This window comes from uncultured Microbacterium sp., assembly GCF_937927635.1.
Lineage (GTDB): Bacteria > Actinomycetota > Actinomycetes > Actinomycetales > Microbacteriaceae > Microbacterium.
The window spans coordinates 42,140-61,079 of record NZ_CALBRW010000011.1 but is presented as its reverse complement, the minus strand read 5'-3'; the positions used below and the strand labels follow the sequence as shown (position 1 = coordinate 61,079).

The window sequence follows — 18,940 nt, the reverse complement described above, 5'->3', positions numbered from 1 at the left end:
ATGGCAGCGAGCGGGCAGGTCGTGCAGGTCGACGGCCGCCGCCTGCGCGTGACCAATCTCGACAAGGTCGTCTACCCCGAGACCGGCACGACCAAGGGCGAGATCCTCGCCTACGCCTCACGGATCGCACCCGTCATGCTGCCGCACCTGCGCGGTCGCCCCATCACGCGCAAGCGCTGGGTGGACGGGGTGGGAACCGCGGATGCTCCCTCTTCGAGCTTCTTCACGAAGCAGCTCGAGCAGGGCGCGCCGGACTGGATCAGGCGGATGCCGATCGAGCACTCCGGCGGGGCGAAGGAGTATCCGCAGGCCGATGATGCCGCGGCCCTGGTGTGGTTCGCGCAGATCGCGGCGCTGGAACTGCACGTGCCGCAGTGGCGGTTCACGCACTCCGGCGAGCGCGGGCGACCGGACCGGCTGGTGCTCGACCTCGATCCCGGTCCCGGCACGGGGCTGGCGGAGTGCGCCGAGGTGGCGCGCATCGCCCGCGGCATCCTGAGCGGCATGGGACTCGACCCGATTCCGGTGACCAGCGGCAGCAAGGGCATCCATCTGTATGCGCGCCTGCCGACCGATGACGAGGGCGCGGGCCTGCAGACCAGCGACGACGTCTCGGCGGTCGCGAAGGAGCTGGCCCGGCTCATCGAGGCGAATCATCCCGACCTGGTCACGCGGACGATGGCGAAGTCCGCGCGCGGCGGGAAGGTGTTCATCGACTGGAGTCAGAACAACGCCGCCAAGACCACCATCGCGCCGTACTCGCTGCGCGGCCGGGCGCGGCCGTGGGTGGCGGCGCCGCGCACCTGGGACGAGCTGGAGGATCCCGAGCTGGGGCAGCTGGAGTTCGACGAGGTGCTGGAGCGGGTGGATGCCGGGATCGACCCGCTCGCCGCACTCGCGCTGATCCGCACCGGCGGCGAGGGCGAGAAGTCGCAGTGGCTGCTGCACCGCATGAAGGATGCTGTTCCGCATCCGGTGGACGCGCCTGTGCCCGCCGCACCCGCTCCTCTCGCCGCGTCGGCGATGCCCGACGCACCGGCCGCGCCCGACGCCGCCTCCATCCGCCCCATGCTCTCCGAATCCGGCTCCCCCGGCCTCGCCCGCGATTACGACTGGGCGGAGATCAAGTGGGACGGCGTCCGCGCGATCGGCACCTGGGCGGACGGACGGTTCACGCTGCGCGCCCGCAGCGGCACCGACATCACGGTGCGGTACCCGGAGCTCACGGCCGACGGGGCGCCGCACCTGCCGGCATCCGACGCCGTGGTCGACGGCGAGATCGTCGCCTTCGACGCGCGCGGGCTGCCGAGCTTCAGCCGGCTGCAGGACCGCATGCACCTGACCCGCGGTCGCGAGATCGAGCGCGAGGTGGTGCGCACGCCCGTCGTGTACCTGCTGTTCGACCTGATGCGGCTCGACGGCCACGACCTCACCCGGATGCCTCTGCGGCAGCGCCGCGAGCTGCTGGAGCAGCTGGCATCCGGCCTCGATGCGCCGGTGCAGGTGCCGCCGGTGTTCGACGACCTCGACGCAGCCCTGCGCATGAGCGCGCAGTACGGTCTGGAGGGCGTGGTGGCCAAGGATCCGGCATCCGCCTACCGACCCGGTGCACGATCGCCGTCATGGCTGAAGATCAAGCACACCCGCACGCAGGAGGCGGTGATCGTCGGCATCCGCCCGGGTCAGGGCAACCGGCGCGGCGGCATCGGATCGCTGCTGCTGGCGGTGGGCGGGCCGGACGGCTCGCTCGAGTACGTCGGCCGCGTCGGCACCGGATTCACCGACCGGATGCTGCGCGACCTGGCGGCGCGGCTGGAGCCGCTGCGCGTGCCGGATCCTCCGCTGGAGGGCGTGCCGGCTGCCGACGCGTCGGACGCCCTGTGGGTGCGGCCGGAGCTGGTCGGCGAGGTCGAGTTCGCGAACTGGTCGCCGGGCGGCATCCTGCGCCATTCGCGCTGGCGCGGGCTGCGCGCGGACAAGTCCCCCGAAGAGGTGCGGCGCGAATCCTGAGCCAGGTCAGGCGTGCGTGGATTCGCAGTCGTCGTGGCCGGCGGGCTCGAGCTGGAAGGTGGAGTGCTCCACGTCGAAGTGCTCGGCCAGGCAGGACTGCAGCTCGGCCAGCAGCTCCGCGGAGCGGTCGGCGGTGTACACCGCGGGCGCGACGATCACGTGCGCTGTGAACACGGGCGCGCCTCGGGTGAGCTGCCACACGTGCACATCATGCACGTCGACCACGCCCCGGTAGCCCTTCAGGTGTGTGCGGATCTCGTCCACCGACATGCCCTGGGGCGCGGACTCGGCCAGCACCGAGACCACCTCGCGCAGCAGCGAGATGGCGCGGGGGACGATCATCGCGGCGATCAGCAGGGAGGCGATGGCATCTGCCGGCATCCATCCCGTCGTGACGATGACGATGGCGGCCACGATCACCATGACCGATCCCAGCAGGTCGCCCATCACCTCGAGGTACGCGCCGCGCACATTGATGCTGGTGGCCTGGGCACGGCTGAGCAGCCACAGGGATGCGGCGTTGGCGAGCATGCCGATCACGGCCACGGTCAGCATGACCGGCCCCGCCACCTCGACATCACCGGGGTTCAGCAGGCGCTGGACGCCGCCGATCGCGACGCTCACGGTCAGCACGATGAGGATGATCGCGTTGATGAGCGCGGCGAACACCTCGGCGCGCTGGTAGCCGAAGGTGCGGCGGGCATCGGCAGGGCGCGCGGCGACGGCCGTGGCGATCAGCGCGATCACCAGAGCCGACGAGTCCGTGAACATGTGCGCGGCGTCGGCCAGCAGCGCCAGGGAACCCGACAGGATCGCGCCCACGATCTGCACGACCATCACTGTCGCCGTCAGGCCCAGCGAGATGGCCAGCAGGCGCCGGTGTCCGGCGTCGCGGAGGCCGCCGGGGGCGGGAGCGTGATCGTGCATGCTTCCAGGCTAGGCCGGGAACACGCCGGTCAGCGCCGTTTCCGCGCAGTCGGGAACGGTAACGGTTCTCAGTAGCGCCTAGAGCTCCGCCAGCAGCGGGATCAGCGCCTGGAACGCTCGAGCACGGTGCGACTGGGCCTGCTTCTCGGCATCCGTGAACTCGCCGACGGTGCGCTCGGCGCCGGCATCCTGCCCGTCCGGGATGAAGATCGGGTCGTAGCCGAACCCGCCGGGGCCGGCCGGCCGGTGTGCGAGACGACCGGGCCAGACGCCCTGCACGGTGTGCTCGGCGCCGCCGGGCACGACCAGCGCGATGGTGGCGTGGAACTGCGCGGCGCGGTGCGGGTCGGCGATGTCGCGCAACTGATCCAGCAGCAGCTCGAGGTTGGCGGTGGCATCCTTCTTCTGCCCCGCCCAGTACGCCGAGAACACGCCGGGCGACCCGCCCAGCACGTCCACGCAGATGCCGGAGTCGTCTGCGAGCGCCGGCAGTCCGGTGTGCTCCGCCGCCGCGCGGGCCTTGATGAGCGCGTTCTGCGCGAACGTCACGCCGTCCTCGACGGGCTCGGGCCCGTCGTAGGCGACGATCTCGAGGTCGGGGCGGGTGGCTGCGACGATCTGCTGGAACTCCGCGACCTTGTGCGGGTTGTGGGTGGCCAGGACGACCTTCACGCGCCCAGCACCTGCAGTTGGTGCGCCTTCAGGTCGGCGCAGCCGTTCACGCCCAGCTCCAGCAGGGCGTCCAGCTCGCGCTTGTCGAAGGGGGCGCCCTCGGCGGTGCCCTGCACCTCGACGAACAGCCCGCGACCGGTCACGACCACGTTCATGTCGGTCTCCGCGCGCACGTCCTCGACATATGCCAGGTCGAGCATGGGCTCGCCGTCGATGATGCCGACGGACACCGCGGCGACCGAGTCCAGCAGCGGAGTGGAGTTCTTGCCGATGAACTTCTTCTCGCGACCCCACTCGATGGCGTCGGCCAGAGCCACGTAGGCCCCGGTGATGGCCGCGGTGCGGGTGCCGCCGTCCGCCTGCAGCACGTCGCAGTCGATCACGATGGTGTTCTCGCCCAGGGCCTTGGTGTCCACCACGGCGCGCAGCGCGCGGCCGATCAGGCGGGAGATCTCGTGCGTGCGTCCGCCGATGCGCCCCTTCACGCTCTCACGGTCGTTGCGCGAGTTGGTCGCCCGCGGCAGCATGGCGTACTCGGCGGTGACCCAGCCCTTGCCCTTGCCGGTCAGCCAGCGCGGGACGCCGTTGGTGAAGGATGCCGTGCACAGCACGCGCGTGCCGCCGAAGCTGATCAGCGCCGAGCCCTCCGCGTTGGCGGACCAGCCGCGTTCAATGGTGATCTCTCGGAGCTGGTCGGTGCGGCGCCCATCGGCGCGGACGGTGTCTGACATGGTGTCCTCTCGGGGGTTCGGAGACTCAGGGGTTCGCGGAGCGATGTCGGGTCGGGGTCAGAGCATCTCGGCGCCGGACAGGTCCGGCAGGGTGATGACACCGGTCTGCACGAGCTGCACATCGCGCACCTCATGGCCCATCAGCCGGTTGGCCAGCGCAGTGAAGTCGTCGGCGGAGGAGCCGGTGGCCTCATAGGTGTACGACGCCACAGCATCCGACGGTGCGAGCAGGTCGCCGCGCACCAGCTGACGGTACACGTCGGCGGCGGTCTCGTCGTCGCTGGAGACCAGGGAGACGCCGTCGCCCATCACGTAGCTGATGGCGCCGCGCAGGAACGGGTAGTGCGTGCATCCCAGCACGAGGGTGTCGACGTCGGCATCCCGGAGCGGCGCGAGGTAGTCCTCGGCGACGGCCAGCACCTCGGGTGTGCCGGTGATGCCGGCCTCGACGAACTCCACGAACCGCGGGCAGGCGGCGGTGAACACCTGCAGGCGCTCGTCGACCTCCAGCATGTCCTGGTACGCCCGCGAGCCGATGGTGCCGACCGTGCCGATCACGCCCACGCGGCCGTTGCGTGTGGTGGAGACGGCGCGGCGCACAGCGGGTCCGATGACCTCGACGACGGGCACGTCGTAGCGCTCGCGCGCATCGCGGAGCATGGCCGCGGATGCCGTGTTGCAGGCGATCACGAGCATCTTCACGCCCTGATCCACCAGGGTGTCGAGCACCTCGAGGCTGTACCGCCGCACGTCGGCGATGGGCTTGGGCCCGTACGGGGAGTGCGCGGTGTCGCCGATGTACACCATGGACTCCGCAGGCAGCTGCGCGCGGATGGCTCTGGCCACGGTGAGTCCGCCGACGCCGGAGTCGAAGATGCCGATGGGCGCGTCGTTCATGATGCCCAAGCCTACTCGGGGCCCGCGACGGTCCAGCCGGAGCCCGCCCCTACGAGCATCGGCGGCGTCATCCCGCCTCGCCACTGCGGCGAGTCCCTGACGCGTGCACGAGCGTGCGCAGGTCGCCGGCGTCGCGCAGCGCGGCCCTGGCCGCATCGGCGTCGAGTCCGGTGGCGAGGATGGCGATGGCGAGGGCGGCCGAACCGCCGGCTGCGGCCAGCGCGGCGGCGGCGGTGTCGGCATCCGCTCCCGTCGCGCGGACGACGATGCGCTGCGCCCGCACGCGCAGTTTCTCGTTGGTGGCCTGCACGTCGATCATGAGGTTCCCCAGCACCTTGCCCTCGTGCACCATCGTCAGCGTCGACAGCGTGTTCAGCACGAGCTTCTGCGCGGTTCCGGCCTTCAGCCGGGTGGAGCCGGCGACGACCTCAGGGCCGACGGCCACCTCGATGGCCACATCCACACCCTGCGAGATCGCGGCTGTCGTGTTGCATGCCAGTGACACGGTGAACGCCCCCGCCCGCTGAGCGTGGGCGAGAGCGGCGACGACGTACGGCGTTCGTCCGGATGCCGAGATGCCGACCACCGCGTCGTCAGCGCTGAGTCCGATGTCCTCCAGGTCCGTGATGCCGGCGAGCGCGTCATCCTCGGCGTTCTCGACCGCGTGACGCAGCGCCTCATCGCCGCCCGCGATGAGCCCGACGACCTCGGCGGGGTCGGTGCCGAACGTCGGCGGGATCTCGCTGGCGTCCAGCACGCCCATCCGTCCGGCGGTGCCGGCACCGATGTAGACGAGGCGCCCGCCCCGCGCGCGGCGGGCGGCGATCCCGTCCACGGCCGCGGCGATGCTGTCGGCGCAGGCGGCGACGGCGGATGCCGCCTGCGCCGCGTGCGTCATCATCAGCGCCACCTGGGCGCCGGTGCCGAGCTCGTCCAAGTGCGCGGCCGCCGGGTCCACCTGCTCGGTGGCCAGGGCGTCGAGCGTGCGGTTCAGGTCGTCGGTGCTCATGTGAGATCCTCCAGTTCGCTCGGGGACGGTCGATACGGGGCGCCCACGAGCAGACGCCGCGCCTGCTGCGCGCCGAGGAGCCCGGCTCCGCGGACCTCGATCACGGGGACGTCGTCGATGGCAGGCCCGGGCACGCCGACGTCGACGATCACCGCGCGGTACGCCCGGGCCAGGCGCTCGGCGAGCGCGCGCTGCGCGGCGCCCGCGTCCAGCCGATCCGCCAGCACGATCAGAGGACCCTCTCCGGCCGCGACCGGCACGGCGTCGACTCGCACAGCATCTGCCGTCGCTTCCCATCGCAGGGTCGGCCCGCCGGCGGCCAGGGCGAGGGCGACATGGCCCGCAGCGCTGTCCACGGCCAACGACGAGCGGCGGCGGATGTCGATGACGGCGGTCGGCACGTCCGGCAGGGGCCGCAGCCGCCCGCGGACGGTGACCGCGCGCTGCACCACGGCCGCGGCGTCGAAGCGGGTCTCCGGCACCGCCGGACGCGAGCGAACGCGCTCCGCCATCCGCGCGACGCGGGCCGCTGCCTCGGCCACCCGCTCGCGCGGGAGCGCACCGCTGCGGATCGCCTCGACGACGGCATCCCGCACGGCGTGGAAATCGTGCTGGTCCTGGTCCGGCAGCATCGCCTGACCGGGGTTGGTGGGGTTGCCGACGCACAGCAGGTCGGCGCCGGCGTTCAGCGCCGCCACCGCGCCGGGCCCGAGCCCCACGGTCTCGCGGACGGCGGCCATGTCCAGCGCGTCTGTGACGATCACACCGTCGAAGCCGCCCGCCCGCAGCATCCCGAGGATGCGGGGATTGAGCGTGGCGGGGGCGTCGCCCCAGGCGGGCACGACGATGTGCGCAGTCATGACGGCCTGAACGCCGGCATCGACCACCGCGGCGAACGGCGGCAGGTGCCGCGCCGTGATCTCCGCCACCGGTGCGTCGATGCGGGGCAGGTCGTGGTGCGAGTCCAGCGCCGTGTCGCCGTGGCCCGGGTAGTGCTTCGCACAGGCCGCGAGGCCGGCATCCTGGATGCCGCGCACGGCGGCCGCCGCATGCCGGGACACGAGATCCGTGTCGCTGCCGAACGATCGTGTGCCGATCACGGGATTGCGCGGGTCGGTGTTGACGTCGGCGACCGGTCCCAGCACCACGTCGGCGCCGACGGCGTCGCAGCGTCGAGCGATCTCGTAGCCCGTGGCGCGCGTCGCTCGCAGATCGTCCACGGCCCCGAGCTGCGCGGCGCCGGGCGCCGTCGAACCGGTGGCGGTCTCCAGCCTGGTGACCGAGCCGCCCTCCTCGTCGATGCCGATCAGCGCCAGCGGGGCGATCTCGTGGATGCGGGCGCTGAGAGCGGCCGTGTCGCCGTGCAGGTTCTGCGCGAAGTAGACCACGCCCGCCAGCCCGGCCGCGAGCTCCTGCTCCAGCCAGTCCGGCACTGCGGAGCCGAGGAACCCCGGCCACACGACGCCATTGGCGAGTCTGCGCAGCTCCTCGTCCATGCTCATCCCTTCATGCCCCTCCACGAGCCTGCCACGGAGTCCGCCCGCACCGCCACGAGGAAGATCATCGCCTCACCATAGACTGGGCGGATGAGCTCCGCGTTCCTCACCGACCGCTATGAACTGACCATGCTCGCCGCCGCGCTGCGCGACGGCACGGCGAGCCGCCCCTCGGTCTTCGAGCTGTTCTCCCGCCGGCTCTCCGGCGGGCGCCGCTTCGGCGTGGTGGCCGGCACCGGACGCCTGCTGTCGCTGCTGCGCGAGTTCCGTTTCGGCGACGACGAACTGAAGTACCTGCGCGACAACGACGTGGTGGATGCCGACGCGCTGCGCTACCTGGAGGGCTACCGCTTCACGGGCACGATCCGCGGCTACCGCGAGGGCGAGCTGTACTTCCCCGGCTCCCCGATCCTGACAGTGGAGGGCAGCTTCGCCGATGCCGTGGTGCTGGAGACCCTCGCACTGAGCGTGCTCAATCACGACTCGGCCGTGGCCACGGCGGCCTCGCGCATGAGCATCGCCGCCGGGGAGCGCCCGCTGGCCGAGATGGGCTCGCGGCGCGCCGCCGAGCAGTCCGCCGTCGCCGCCGCCCGTGCGGCGTACATCGCCGGGTTCGGCGCCACCAGCAACCTCGAGGCGGGCCGCGCCTGGGGCATCCCGACGATGGGCACCGCCGCGCATTCCTGGACCCTGCTGCACGAGACCGAGGAGGACGCGTTCCGCGCGCAGGTGGACAGCCTCGGCACCGGCACGACCCTGCTGGTGGACACCTACGACATCCGCACGGGCGTGGAGACGGCCATCCGTGTGGCCGGCACGTCACTCGGCGGCGTGCGGCTGGACTCCGGCGACCTGCCGATCGTGGCGGGTGCGGTGCGCGCACAGCTCGACGAACTGGGCGCGACGGGGACGAAGATCACCGTCACCAGCGACCTCGACGAGTACGCCATCGCGGCTCTCGCAGCCTCTCCCGTGGATGCCTACGGCGTGGGCACCTCGGTGGTCACCGGATCCGGATACCCGACCGCGGGCATGGTCTACAAGCTCGTCGCCAGGCAGGATGCCGCGGGCGGCTGGGTCGCCGTCGCCAAGGCATCCGCCGACAAGGCCTCCAAGGGCGGACGCAAGGCTGCCTTCCGCACTCTTGCGAACGGCGTGGCCGTGGCCGAGACGATCTCGGTGGCCGACGGCTTCGAGCGCGTCGACGAGCCGGCGGCGCACCCCGACTCGCGGCCACTGCAGGTCGTGCTGGTGCAGGACGGCGACGTCGACACCGCCTACGAGGGACACGCGGGCACGGAGTCCGCGAGGGAGCATCACCTGAAGGTGCGCGAGGAGCTGCCTGTGCGCGCCCTCGCGCTCAGCAAGTCGGATCCTGCGATCCCGACTCTATTCATTGACGCCCCGGAGGGGCCGACTGGTTCCTGAGCGAGGAGCGCAGCGACGAGTCGAAGGGCATTGACGCGGACTGACTCGGATCAGCGCATCATCTTGTCGTAGATCTCCTTGCACGTCGGGCAGATCGGGAACTTCTCGGGGTCGCGCCCCGGAGTCCACTTCTTGCCGCAGAGCGCTCGCACCGGCTTGCCGGTGAGGGCGGACTCGAGGATCTTGTCCTTCTTGACGTAGTGGGAGAAGCGCTCGTGGTCGCCGGGCTCGAGGTTCTCCTCGCGGAGGAGCTCTTCGAGTTCGCGATCCAGTGTTGCCACGCCACCGTGATCGGGGTTGTCCAGCGGAATGCTCATGTCGAGATTCTAGCCGCCGGGATGACGCCGGGGTCAGGTGGTCTCGACGAACTCCATCAGCCGCGTGCCGCTGCGCTCGAAGATCGCACCGCCGATGGCGGCGCCTCCGGCCAGCACGAGGATGCCGGTGACGATGCCGGTCCAGAAGGTCGCGGGCGCATGCTGATCCCCATCGACGACGGTCAGCACGAACAGCCACACGGTGGGGGCGCTGAACAGCAGCGCACCCACGAACGTGCCCGCGGCGCCGAACGAGCCGTGCGACGACGAGCGCTGCGGCTGCTGGAAAGGGCTGTCACCGGGGCGCGAGACCGCGTACGGGGCGACGACGGAGGCGATGCTCGACATGCCGAGTCCCGTCAGCAGCAGCACGGCCGCCACACCCACCAGCGGCAGCAGCAGAGTCCACTTGTCGATGGTGACCAGTGTCACGGAGACGGCGACGGCCAGCACGGGGACGGCCACCAGCAGCACGGGCACCAGCCGGCCGAGCCGATCGGGCACGCCGCGCACGCCGCTGGCGATGTGCAGCCACAGGGCTGTGGAGTCGTAGGCGACGTCGTTGTGCGGCAGCCAGCCGAAGAACAGCGCCATCAGCGGCACGGGCACGAGCGCGGCGGCCCATGCGGGCACCCCGGCGACCATCAGCGGGAACACCGTCAGGACGCCGGCGATGGGGACGATCAGGACGTTCACGATGTAGCGGCGGTCGCGCAGCCAGTACACCAGGCTGCGCGCGGCCACTCCCCCGAACGCATTGGCGGGGAGCCCGGAGAACCAGCCCAGTCCCACGCGCTCGCGCGCGGCGTGCGGGCGCTCGGTGGTGCTGAGCAGGCGTCGCACGAGGATCATCCATACCGCCAGGAGCCCGCCGAGCGTGAGGAGGGCGATCAGTCCGCTGACCCAGGCCGCCCCCGCGTCGCCCGCGGCGAGGTGGTACAGGAACGCCTGCGGCGCGGCCAGCGGGGTGAACCCGACGACGGAGGTCGCCGAGGCGACGGTCACCGGCACGTGGCCGTTCCAGTTCATCGAGGCGAAGTACGCCGCGACGGGGAACGCGATGACGATGATCGGGATGGTGAACAGCACCGTCAGCTCGCGGGATCGGCGCTCGGGCAGCGCGATGGCGCTGATGGCCATGCCGATGCGCGCTACGAGCGCGGTGGACACGACGCTGACGATGCCGGCGAGGATCGCCACCGGCCACGCGATGCCGCCGACGGTGATGGCCGTGATCACGAAGCACAGGTGCACCGCGATGAGCGCGAAGCTGGGGATGCTGATCAGCGACCCCAGCGCCAGGATCCACGGCATCCGCTTCTCGTCCACGCCGAACGGGCCGAAGCGCCGCGGATCGAGCTGATCCGGCGTGGCGGTCAGCATCGGCGCGAGGAAGAACGCGACGAACGTGGCCGCCGAGCCGAGCACGATGATCGTTCGCGCGGTGGGCAGCGGCGCCTCGGCGAGACCGAGCACCGCGATGCAGACCGCGACGGTGAAGGCTGCGACAGCCAGCGTGGCCAGCACGCTGCGCACCAGGCGCTCCCCACGGAGGGCGCCGGCCAGCAGCGCCAGTCTCAGTCGGAGAACGTGTGCAACCACTCCAGCCCCTCCACTTCGCCCCCGGAACCGGAGAGCTCGACGAACCGGGCAGCCAGCGTCTGGCCGGCGCGCACCTCGTCGACGGTCCCCTCGGCCAGCACCTCGCCGTCGACGATCACGGCGACTCGCGAGCACACCTGCTCGATGAGGTCCATGCCGTGGCTGGAGAGGATGACGGTGCCGCCATGCGACACGTAGGAGCGCAGGATGTCCAGGATCACGCCGGAGGACACCGGGTCGACGGCCTCGAACGGCTCGTCGAGCACCAGCACCCGAGGCGTGTGGATGAGGGCACCGGCCAGCAAGAGCTTCTTGGTCATGCCAGCGGAGTAGTCGGAGACGACGCGGCCGAGAGCCTCGGCGAGGTCGAACGCACGGGCGAGGTCGGCCACGCGCTTCTCGATCACCGTGCGACTGAGCCCACGCAGCTGCCCGTAGTAGTGCAGCAACTGGCGGCCGGTCAGACGATCGAAGGTGCGCAGCCGGTCGGGCAGCACGCCCATCACGCGCTTCGCGCCGAGCGGGTTGGCGCGCTGATCGATGCCGCTGATGTGCACGGTTCCGGCATCCGGCCGCAGGAGTCCGGCGATGATCGACAGCGTGGTGGTCTTGCCCGCTCCGTTGGGGCCGACCAGTCCGTAGAACGATCCGGCGGGCACCGTGAGGTCTATGCCGTCCACGGCATGCGAGTCTCCGAACCGCTTGACGAGGCCGCGGATGCGGATGGCCTCGGTGACGCCGTCGGGATCTGTGGGCGCCACGGTCTCGGATTCCGAGACCGTGGAGTCGGATGCCTCGGCGTCGATCGGCTCGGAGTGGTTCGCAGCCGCGGGAGTCTCCGCTGCTGGCCGCGGGGAGTCAGCCGGAGCAGCCACGACGGGAGGGGCCTGCGTGAGCGCGGGTTCGGCCGCCGTCGAGTCTTCGCCGTCGCGGGGTGCGCGCGCCTCGGTGGTGACGGGCGCGCTGTCGGATGCGGCGACGAGACGCGGTGCGGATGCCCTGGCGTCAGTCGTGGCTGGGCTCTTCGAGCCGGGCCCGGACATCGGGGGGACGGCCGCAGCGGACGCCGTTGAGCTCGCTTGTGCGGTGATGGTCGACTCGGGTGTGGTGGGATCGGACTCGGCAGCAGCGGTCCGGGACGCGTTGGTCGAAGCTGCGACTCGCGAGGCTGCGGTCTTGGACGCCGCGGTCTTGGACGCCGCGGTCTTGGAGGCTGCGGTCTTGGTGGCTGCGGGCTTGGACGCGGGACTCTTCGCACCGCGAGCCTTGGTCGCAGTGGTCTTTGACACCGACGCCTTGGACGCAGTCGACTTCGACGCCGCTCCCGTAGCGGTGGTCCTGGACGCTGTCCTCTTCGCAGCACCGGCCTTGGGTGCGGTGGTCTCCGCATCGGCTGTCTTCGACGCAGCGGTCGACGTCGCCGAGGTGGTCTTGGTCTCCGTGGTCTCCGCCGAGCCTGCGTCGGGTGCCGCAGTCTTGGATGCGCTGCGCGTCGTGGAGGCCGACTTCGCCGTTGCCCTGCCGGCGGCAGTCTTGCCGACGGCTGCGGTCCTGCTCGACGCGGACCTGGCCACGGCCGCCGTCTTGGATGCGGTCTCGGATGCCGATGCGGCCGCAGCCTTCTTCGCAGCGGCCGTGCGAGCCGCTCCGGTTGCGGCCGTGCGCCCCGCCGCGGTCGTCTTCGCCGCCGCAGTGTCGGATGTCGCCTTCTTCGCAGCAGCGGTCTTCGCCGCCGCGGTCCTGGCGGCTGTGCTCTTGGCCGCTGTGCTCTTCGCCGAACTGGCCTTCGTACCTGCGCCCTTCGTGCCCGTGCCCTTCGCCGCCGCACTCTTCGTCGCCGTGCGACGAGGCGTCTTCTTCGCGGAGGGCTCGGCTCCAGCATCCGCCTTCGCGTCATCAGCGGCCGGCTCTGCCGCATCCGCGTTCACCGTCGCCGCCGGTTTCCGCGTCGAAGACGCGCGCGCGGGCTTGTTCACCGCATCCCCCGCAGCGGCGATACCCTCCCCTGCGACACTCTGCGGGGAGGTGTCTTCGCGGTGGTCCCCTGAATCGTCGCGAGAAGCTGTCACGGGTACTACGGTATCAAGAGCGCGCAAGGCCTCCGAGCCCTTCGACACACGTCGAAACGGCATTCGGACGCCCATGAGAATCCTGAGCGTCGCATGTGAGAACGATCACGGATCAGCAACGGCATCCGCTCTGCCCGGGGTCTCCCAGGTGGCATCAGTACCATGTTCCTGGCACGAAGAGGTGTCCCGTCGATGAATCGACAGTGAACACAAGTTCTTTTCAAGGAGAAATCGTGACTCTTCAGACCGTCATCCTTGCCGCTGGCATGGGCTCGCGCCTCGGTCGCGCGCTGCCGAAGCCGCTCACCGAGCTCAGCGACGGCCGCACCATCATGCAGCAGCAGCACGACAACATCCGCGCGGCCTTCGGCAGCGACGCACGCATCACCGCGGTGGTCGGCTACCGCGCCGAGGTCATCATCGAGGCCTTCCCCACCGCGAAGTACGTGCACAACGAGCGCTACGACGTGACCAACACGTCCAAGAGCCTGCTGCGCGCCCTGAGCGCCACCGGCAAGGCGGGCGTGCTGTGGATGAACGGCGACGTGGTCTTCGATCCGCGCATCCTCGGTCGCGCGATCGAGTACATCGAGCGCGACCAGTCGTTCGTCACAGTCAACACGTCCAAGGTCAGCGACGAAGAGGTCAAGTACACCGTCACCGCCGAGGGCTTCATCAAGGAGCTGTCCAAGACCGTCAAGGGCGGGCTGGGCGAGGCCGTGGGCATCAACTACATCTCCTCGGCCGACAAGGCGGCGTTCATGCGCCAGCTGCAGCGCGTCGACGACCAGGACTACTTCGAGCGCGGTCTCGAGCTGGCGATCGCCGAGAACGGCCTGCTGCTCGAGCCGATGGACGTCTCCGACCTGTACGCGGTCGAGATCGACTTCGCCGAGGATCTGGAGCGCGCGAACCTGTTCGTGTGATTTCAGACTTCACGACTGAGAGTGCCCCGGCCCCGCAAGGGTACCGGGGCACTCGGCTTTCTCGCGGATGCCGTGCATAGGATCTCCACATGCGGCAGAAGGTCCACAAGCTCGAGATCGACGAGCCCGTCGTCATTGATACGCCTCGGCGCTCTTTCTCGGCGCGAGGCCTGGACCGGATGCTGGCCGTGCAGCGGCCGCTGGTCGTGGCTCACATCCGCAGCATCCGCCTGCGGCATCCCGATGCCGACCCCGCGCAGATCGTGAGGATCCTGGAGACGCGCTATCTCGCCGCTGTGACGACGGGCGGCGCGGCGGTCGGCGCGACGGCCGTGATCCCGGGCATCGGCACGGGCGTGACGCTCGCGCTCTCGGGTGCGGAGACGCTGGGCTTCATGGAGTCGACCGCGCTGTTCGCGCAGTCCGTAGCCGAGGTGCACGGTATCGCCGTGCGAGATCCCGAGCGCGCCCGTGCGCTGGTGATGACGCTGATGCTGGGCAAGGAGGGCGTCGATCTCGTCTCCCAGCTGGCCAGGCAGGCTTCCGGAAAGGGCGGGACGCGCTCCTCGTACTGGGGTGAGCTGGTGACGAAGTCGCTGCCGCGGGCGGCCGTGGGGCCGCTGGTCGACCGGCTGAAGTCCGAGTTCATCCGCCAGTTCGCCTCGCGCGGCGGTGCCTCGTTCATCGGCAAGGCGATGCCTTTCGGTGTGGGTGCCGTGATCGGCGGTGCGGGCAATCACCTGCTCGGGCGCCGGGTGCTGAAGAACTCTCGTCGTGCGTTCGGGACCGCGCCGCTGTGGCTGCCGCCGGAGCTGGAGCCCGCCGCAGGCAGCGAGAAGCTCGAGACCCGGATGCTGCACGGCGCGCGCCTGGTGGGTGGGGGCGTCGTGTCGCGGCTGAGGCTGCCGAGACGGCATCCGTCCTCCACAGCCGAGGACTGATCCCGACTTCTCCACCCTTCCGGGAGCAGGTCCTCTGGGGCCGGGTCCGGCGTCCGTCACCGCTCATAGCTTGGCCGGATGCTGCACTCCATCGACACCACCCAAGCTCCTTCTCCCACCGCCTACTGCGTGCCCTGGGTGGTGACGCGGGGCGACCGGAGGCATCCGGTCGTGATGAACGCCGGCAAGGAGCCGGTGGACTTCGTCAAGGTGCTCCGCAGCGACCTCTCCGAGAGCGGAGCAGTCGAACTGTGGGGCCAGGTGCTTCCCTCCGAGACCGTCGAGCTGTGCCTGTGCGACTGCGACGTGGACCAGGTGGTGGTGACCATCGCCTGGTTCCGCCAGCAGGACGGGCTCGAGTACGTCTGGAGGTTCGTGGTGTGAGGCCGGTCAGGCGTCGTGATCGCGTCGGCGCAGCTCGCGCCGGAAGTCCGCCTCGGAGTACGGCTTGATGTCCTGGGGCAGGTCGGCGGCGGAGAGGCCCTTGACCAGGGTCGTCAACGAGATGTCCAACGCCGTGGACAGCTGGATGAGGACGAACAGCGTGGGGTTGCCGGTGCCGTTCTCGATGCGAGCCAGGTGCGAGACGTCCATGTCCGCGCGCTCGGCGAGCTTGTTGCGGCTGATCATGCCCTTGTCGCGCAGTTCTCGAACGCGCATCCCGACGATCTCGGATGCTCGCGATCGGACTGCTCTCATCCCACCAGCTTCTTGACAATGATCATCCGCACCACGCGCATTCATGCCTGGGCTTATATGCCATGGTTAAGCCGTGAGCAGTCTCGGTACTTTCGTGTGGTCCATCGCCGATCAGCTTCGGGGTCCGTTCAAACCGCACCAGTACGGCGACGTGATCCTGCCGATGACGATCCTGCGGCGTCTGGACGGCGTGATGTCCGCGCACCGCGACGTGATCAACGAGGTGCTGCACAGCACCGACAACGACGACCTGCGCGACGTGCGCATCCGTCAGAAGACGGGTCTCGGCTTCTACAACAGCTCGCCGTGGACCTTCGCGCGCCTGCTGGGCGACCCGCAGGGTCTGCAGGCGAATCTCATCGACTACATCTCCGGGTTCTCGAAGAACATCGACGTGTTCGACCGGTTCAAGTTCGACGACCAGATCGAGGCGCTGGCCGAGAGCAACCGCCTGCTGCTGGTCGTGCAGCGCTTCGCCGATGTCGACCTCTCCCCCGAGGCGATGCCCAATGCGGCGATGGGCGACCTGTTCGAGGAGCTGATTCGCAAGTTCGCCGAAGCCTCCAACGAGACCGCCGGCGAGCATTTCACGCCGCGCGACGCCATCCGCCTGATCGTGGACCTGCTGTTCGCGGGCGACGACTCCGGGCTCACCGAGAAGGGTGCGGTGCGCTCGATCTACGACCCGACGGCCGGCACCGGCGGCATGCTGTCGGTCGCCGAGGAGCGCCTGCTGGAGATGAATCCGGATGCCGCGCTGCGGCTGTACGGGCAGGAGATCAACCCGCAGTCGTACGCGATCTGCAAGAGCGACATGATCGCGAAGGGGCAGGATGCCACGAACATCCGCCTCGGCAACACGCTCTCGGACGACCTGTTCGCCGGGCAGACCTTCGACTACTGCCTCTCGAATCCGCCATACGGGGTGGACTGGAAGGCGTCGCAGGCGGCGGTGAAGGCGCACATCCAGGATGCCGGCGAGCGCAGCCGCTTCCCCGGCGGGCTGCCGCCGATCAGTGACGGGCAGATGCTGTTCCTGCAGCACATCGCGACGAAGATGCGTCCGGTTCACGAAGGCGGCGGGCGCGCGGGCATCGTGCTGAACGGGTCGCCGCTGTTCACCGGCGCCGCGGAGTCGGGTCCGAGCCAGATCCGCCGCTGGCTGCTGGAGCACGATCTGGTGGATGCGATCATCGCGCTGCCGACCAACATGTTCTACAACACCGGCATCGCCACATACGTCTGGCTGCTCGACAACCAGAAGCCGGCGGATCGCATCGGCACCGTGCAGCTGATCGACGGCACCGCGTTCTGGAGCAAGCTGCCCAAAAACCTCGGACAGAAGAACCGCGAGGTGTCGAAGAAGGACCGCGCCGAGATCGCACGGCTGTACGCCGAGCACACCGAGCAGAAGCACTCCAAGATCTTCTCGACCGATGCGTTCGGCTACTGGACCATCACCGTCGAGCGCCCGCTGCGCGACGAAGACGGCGAGATCGTCCGCGACCGCAAGGGCAAGCCGAAGGCGGATTCCAAGCTGCGCGACACCGAGAACGTGCCGTTCACGTGGGGTGGGAACGAGGCGGGAACGGATGCCCGGGACGAGGTCATCTCGAAGTACTTCGCCTCGGAGGTGCTCCCCCATGTTCCGGATGCCTGGGTAGAGACCGCCAAGACCAAGGTCGGCTACGAGATCCCGTTCACGAGGCACTTCTACGAGTACGTGCCGCCAAGGCCGCTGGAGGAGATCGACGCAGAGCTGAACCAGCTCGTCGGCGAGATCATGGAGCTGCTGAAGGGCGTGGAGCGGTGACCTGGCCCACTGGTCGGCTCTCGCAGCTCGCGGAGGCCTGGCCCAGCAACGTCGACAAGCATTCCGTCGAGGGCGAGTCTCGTGTGCGCCTATGCAACTACACGGACGTGTACAAGAACGACGCAATCACCGAATCACTCGACTTCATGGTCGCCACTGCTTCCGAAGATCAGATCGATCGCTTCAGCCTCAAAGTTGGAGACACGATCATCACCAAGGATTCGGAGACAGCTGACGATATCGGGATACCAGCGTTCGTCAGTTACGAGGCTCCGGACCTAATCTGCGGCTACCACCTCGCCATCGTTCGTCCCATCGAGGCCGCATCGTCTCGCTACGTGTACTGGGCGCTGCGGTCCGACTTCGTTCTCCGCCAGTGGTCGGTGTTGGCGTCAGGCGTGACTCGAGTTGCACTCCGTCGCAATGACGTATCGCGGGTTACCGTCCCTATCCCACCTGTCGAAGATCAACAACGGATCGCCGACTACCTCGACCGCGAGACCGCCCAGATCGACACGCTCATCGCGAAGCAGGAACAGCTCATCGCCACCCTCCGCGAGCGACGTACGTCCGCGGTCGAGCACGCCGTATTGGAAGGAATCGACCCACACGTGCCCCGCGCGGGAGGCCCCGACTCGGCGCCGCACGCACCCGCCCATTGGAGAAGAGCACGCATCAGTCAGATTGCCACGCTGTCCTCGGGTGCCACACCGGACACTGACAACCTCGAATTCTGGGCAAGCCCTGGCGACGCTGAGGCCACGCCGTGGGTGGCGATCGGCGATATGAGCAAGCGCGATACCGTCACTCACACAATGAAGTCATTGACTCCTCATGGAATGGCATCGAAGCGGCTGACTCCGGGAGAACCTGGGACAATCCTCTTCGCGATGTACGCGAGCGTCGGTGAAGTGGCTGCGGTGGAAGTGCCTGCTGTCTGGAACCAAGCAATTCTTGGGATCACACCCGACGCGAGCCGGCTATTCCTTCGCTACTTGTTCCACCTTCTGCGTGCGCTCAAACCTTTCCTGTTGCGTGACGTGCGCAGCAACACACAGTCGAATCTCAACGCTGGACAAGTGGGCGGCACGTGGATCCCCCTGCCACCGTTGGACGAGCAGGAAAGGATCGCGACGCACCTCGACGCCACGGTTTCCAAGATTGACACCCTCATCGCCAAGGCCGAGCGCTTCATCGAGCTGTCGAAGGAGCGCCGCGCGGCGCTGATCACCGCAGCCGTCACCGGCCAGATCGACATCCCCGCGTAGTCGTCGGCTTCCAATGTCGCCGATGACATCGGCCCACGGCTGCGAAGCGATCCCGCTCAAGCCACAGCCCTCCGGGAAGCATTGAGATAGCCCACTTGCCCGCCCGAGTCCGTTGCAGCATCGTCACAGATCGCT

Annotated in this window: 18 protein-coding genes; 8 read left to right on the top strand and 10 right to left on the bottom strand. The window is 69.4% G+C overall.

Features of this window, described 5'->3' with window-relative positions; all coding sequences use genetic code 11:
• The gene (gene ligD / locus Q0568_RS02960) at window positions 1-2,010 is read left to right on the top strand and encodes a non-homologous end-joining DNA ligase (protein ID WP_298862005.1); all 2,010 of its coding nucleotides are present in this window, start codon (window positions 1-3) and stop codon (window positions 2,008-2,010) included.
• 6 nt (window positions 2,011-2,016) lie between these two features.
• On the opposite strand, the gene Q0568_RS02955 is transcribed toward ligD, so the two are convergent.
• From Q0568_RS02955 to Q0568_RS02930, 6 genes are all read right to left on the bottom strand, one after another.
• On the bottom strand, window positions 2,017-2,937 hold the full coding sequence (locus Q0568_RS02955) for a cation diffusion facilitator family transporter (protein ID WP_298862002.1): 921 nt from the start codon (window positions 2,935-2,937) through the stop codon (window positions 2,017-2,019).
• Between the two features lie 78 nt (window positions 2,938-3,015).
• Window positions 3,016-3,609 (bottom strand): RdgB/HAM1 family non-canonical purine NTP pyrophosphatase, encoded by a 594-nt coding sequence (gene rdgB, locus Q0568_RS02950; protein ID WP_298861999.1) that lies wholly within the window; start codon window positions 3,607-3,609, stop codon window positions 3,016-3,018.
• The gene (gene rph, locus Q0568_RS02945) at window positions 3,606-4,340 is read right to left on the bottom strand and encodes a ribonuclease PH (protein ID WP_298861997.1); all 735 of its coding nucleotides are present in this window, start codon (window positions 4,338-4,340) and stop codon (window positions 3,606-3,608) included. The genes rdgB and rph overlap by 4 nt, the downstream gene beginning before the upstream one ends.
• A gap of 57 nt (window positions 4,341-4,397) precedes the next feature.
• Entirely contained in the window at window positions 4,398-5,237 is an 840-nt protein-coding gene (murI, locus tag Q0568_RS02940) for a glutamate racemase (RefSeq protein WP_298861991.1), read from the bottom strand.
• Between the two features lie 67 nt (window positions 5,238-5,304).
• Complete coding sequence (murQ, locus tag Q0568_RS02935) at window positions 5,305-6,246, bottom strand: N-acetylmuramic acid 6-phosphate etherase (protein ID WP_298861988.1); 942 nt, start codon at window positions 6,244-6,246, stop codon at window positions 5,305-5,307.
• Window positions 6,243-7,748 (bottom strand): glycoside hydrolase family 3 N-terminal domain-containing protein, encoded by a 1,506-nt coding sequence (locus tag Q0568_RS02930; protein ID WP_298861985.1) that lies wholly within the window; start codon window positions 7,746-7,748, stop codon window positions 6,243-6,245. Before Q0568_RS02930 ends, murQ begins: the two co-directional genes overlap by 4 nt.
• 84 nt (window positions 7,749-7,832) lie before the next feature.
• Between Q0568_RS02930 and Q0568_RS02925 the strand changes: the two genes are divergently transcribed.
• Entirely contained in the window at window positions 7,833-9,170 is a 1,338-nt protein-coding gene (locus tag Q0568_RS02925; RefSeq protein ID WP_298861982.1) for a nicotinate phosphoribosyltransferase, read from the top strand.
• Between the two features lie 50 nt (window positions 9,171-9,220).
• Here the strand turns inward: Q0568_RS02925 and Q0568_RS02920 are convergent, their stop codons facing one another.
• From Q0568_RS02920 to Q0568_RS02910, 3 genes are read right to left on the bottom strand one after another with little or no spacing between them, the layout of a single operon-like run.
• Window positions 9,221-9,487 carry a DUF3039 domain-containing protein gene (locus Q0568_RS02920; protein ID WP_298861979.1) on the bottom strand — a complete coding sequence of 89 codons (267 nt, stop codon included), beginning with the start codon at window positions 9,485-9,487 and terminating at the stop codon, window positions 9,221-9,223.
• Window positions 9,488-9,520: 33 nt separating this feature from the next.
• Complete coding sequence (locus tag Q0568_RS02915; protein WP_298861977.1) at window positions 9,521-11,089, bottom strand: hypothetical protein; 1,569 nt, start codon at window positions 11,087-11,089, stop codon at window positions 9,521-9,523.
• Entirely contained in the window at window positions 11,065-12,132 is a 1,068-nt protein-coding gene (locus Q0568_RS02910) for an ATP-binding cassette domain-containing protein (protein ID WP_298861975.1), read from the bottom strand. The genes Q0568_RS02915 and Q0568_RS02910 overlap by 25 nt, the downstream gene beginning before the upstream one ends.
• Between Q0568_RS02910 and Q0568_RS02905 the strand changes: the two genes are divergently transcribed.
• From Q0568_RS02905 to Q0568_RS02890, 4 genes are all read left to right on the top strand, one after another.
• On the top strand, window positions 12,101-13,354 hold the full coding sequence (locus tag Q0568_RS02905) for a hypothetical protein (RefSeq protein ID WP_298861973.1): 1,254 nt from the start codon (window positions 12,101-12,103) through the stop codon (window positions 13,352-13,354). The genes Q0568_RS02910 and Q0568_RS02905 overlap by 32 nt on opposite strands.
• A gap of 37 nt (window positions 13,355-13,391) precedes the next feature.
• Entirely contained in the window at window positions 13,392-14,084 is a 693-nt protein-coding gene (locus tag Q0568_RS02900; protein ID WP_298861939.1) for a phosphocholine cytidylyltransferase family protein, read from the top strand.
• 89 nt (window positions 14,085-14,173) lie between these two features.
• Window positions 14,174-15,025 carry a hypothetical protein gene (locus Q0568_RS02895; RefSeq protein ID WP_298861936.1) on the top strand — a complete coding sequence of 284 codons (852 nt, stop codon included), beginning with the start codon at window positions 14,174-14,176 and terminating at the stop codon, window positions 15,023-15,025.
• A gap of 78 nt (window positions 15,026-15,103) precedes the next feature.
• Window positions 15,104-15,409, top strand: a complete 306-nt coding sequence (locus Q0568_RS02890; RefSeq protein WP_298861931.1) for a hypothetical protein — start codon at window positions 15,104-15,106, stop codon at window positions 15,407-15,409.
• 6 nt (window positions 15,410-15,415) lie between these two features.
• On the opposite strand, the gene Q0568_RS02885 is transcribed toward Q0568_RS02890, so the two are convergent.
• Window positions 15,416-15,724: a helix-turn-helix transcriptional regulator gene (locus tag Q0568_RS02885; protein ID WP_298861928.1), complete on the bottom strand. Its 309-nt coding sequence runs from the start codon at window positions 15,722-15,724 to the stop codon at window positions 15,416-15,418.
• A 73-nt stretch (window positions 15,725-15,797) separates the two neighbouring features.
• On the opposite strand from Q0568_RS02885, the gene Q0568_RS02880 reads away from it, so the two are divergent.
• Window positions 15,798-17,537 carry a class I SAM-dependent DNA methyltransferase gene (locus Q0568_RS02880; RefSeq protein WP_298861925.1) on the top strand — a complete coding sequence of 580 codons (1,740 nt, stop codon included), beginning with the start codon at window positions 15,798-15,800 and terminating at the stop codon, window positions 17,535-17,537.
• A complete protein-coding gene (locus Q0568_RS02875; protein WP_298861922.1) occupies window positions 17,534-18,805 on the top strand; it encodes a restriction endonuclease subunit S in 1,272 nt (423 codons plus the stop codon). Before Q0568_RS02880 ends, Q0568_RS02875 begins: the two co-directional genes overlap by 4 nt.
• The last annotated feature ends 135 nt before the right edge of the window (window positions 18,806-18,940 follow it).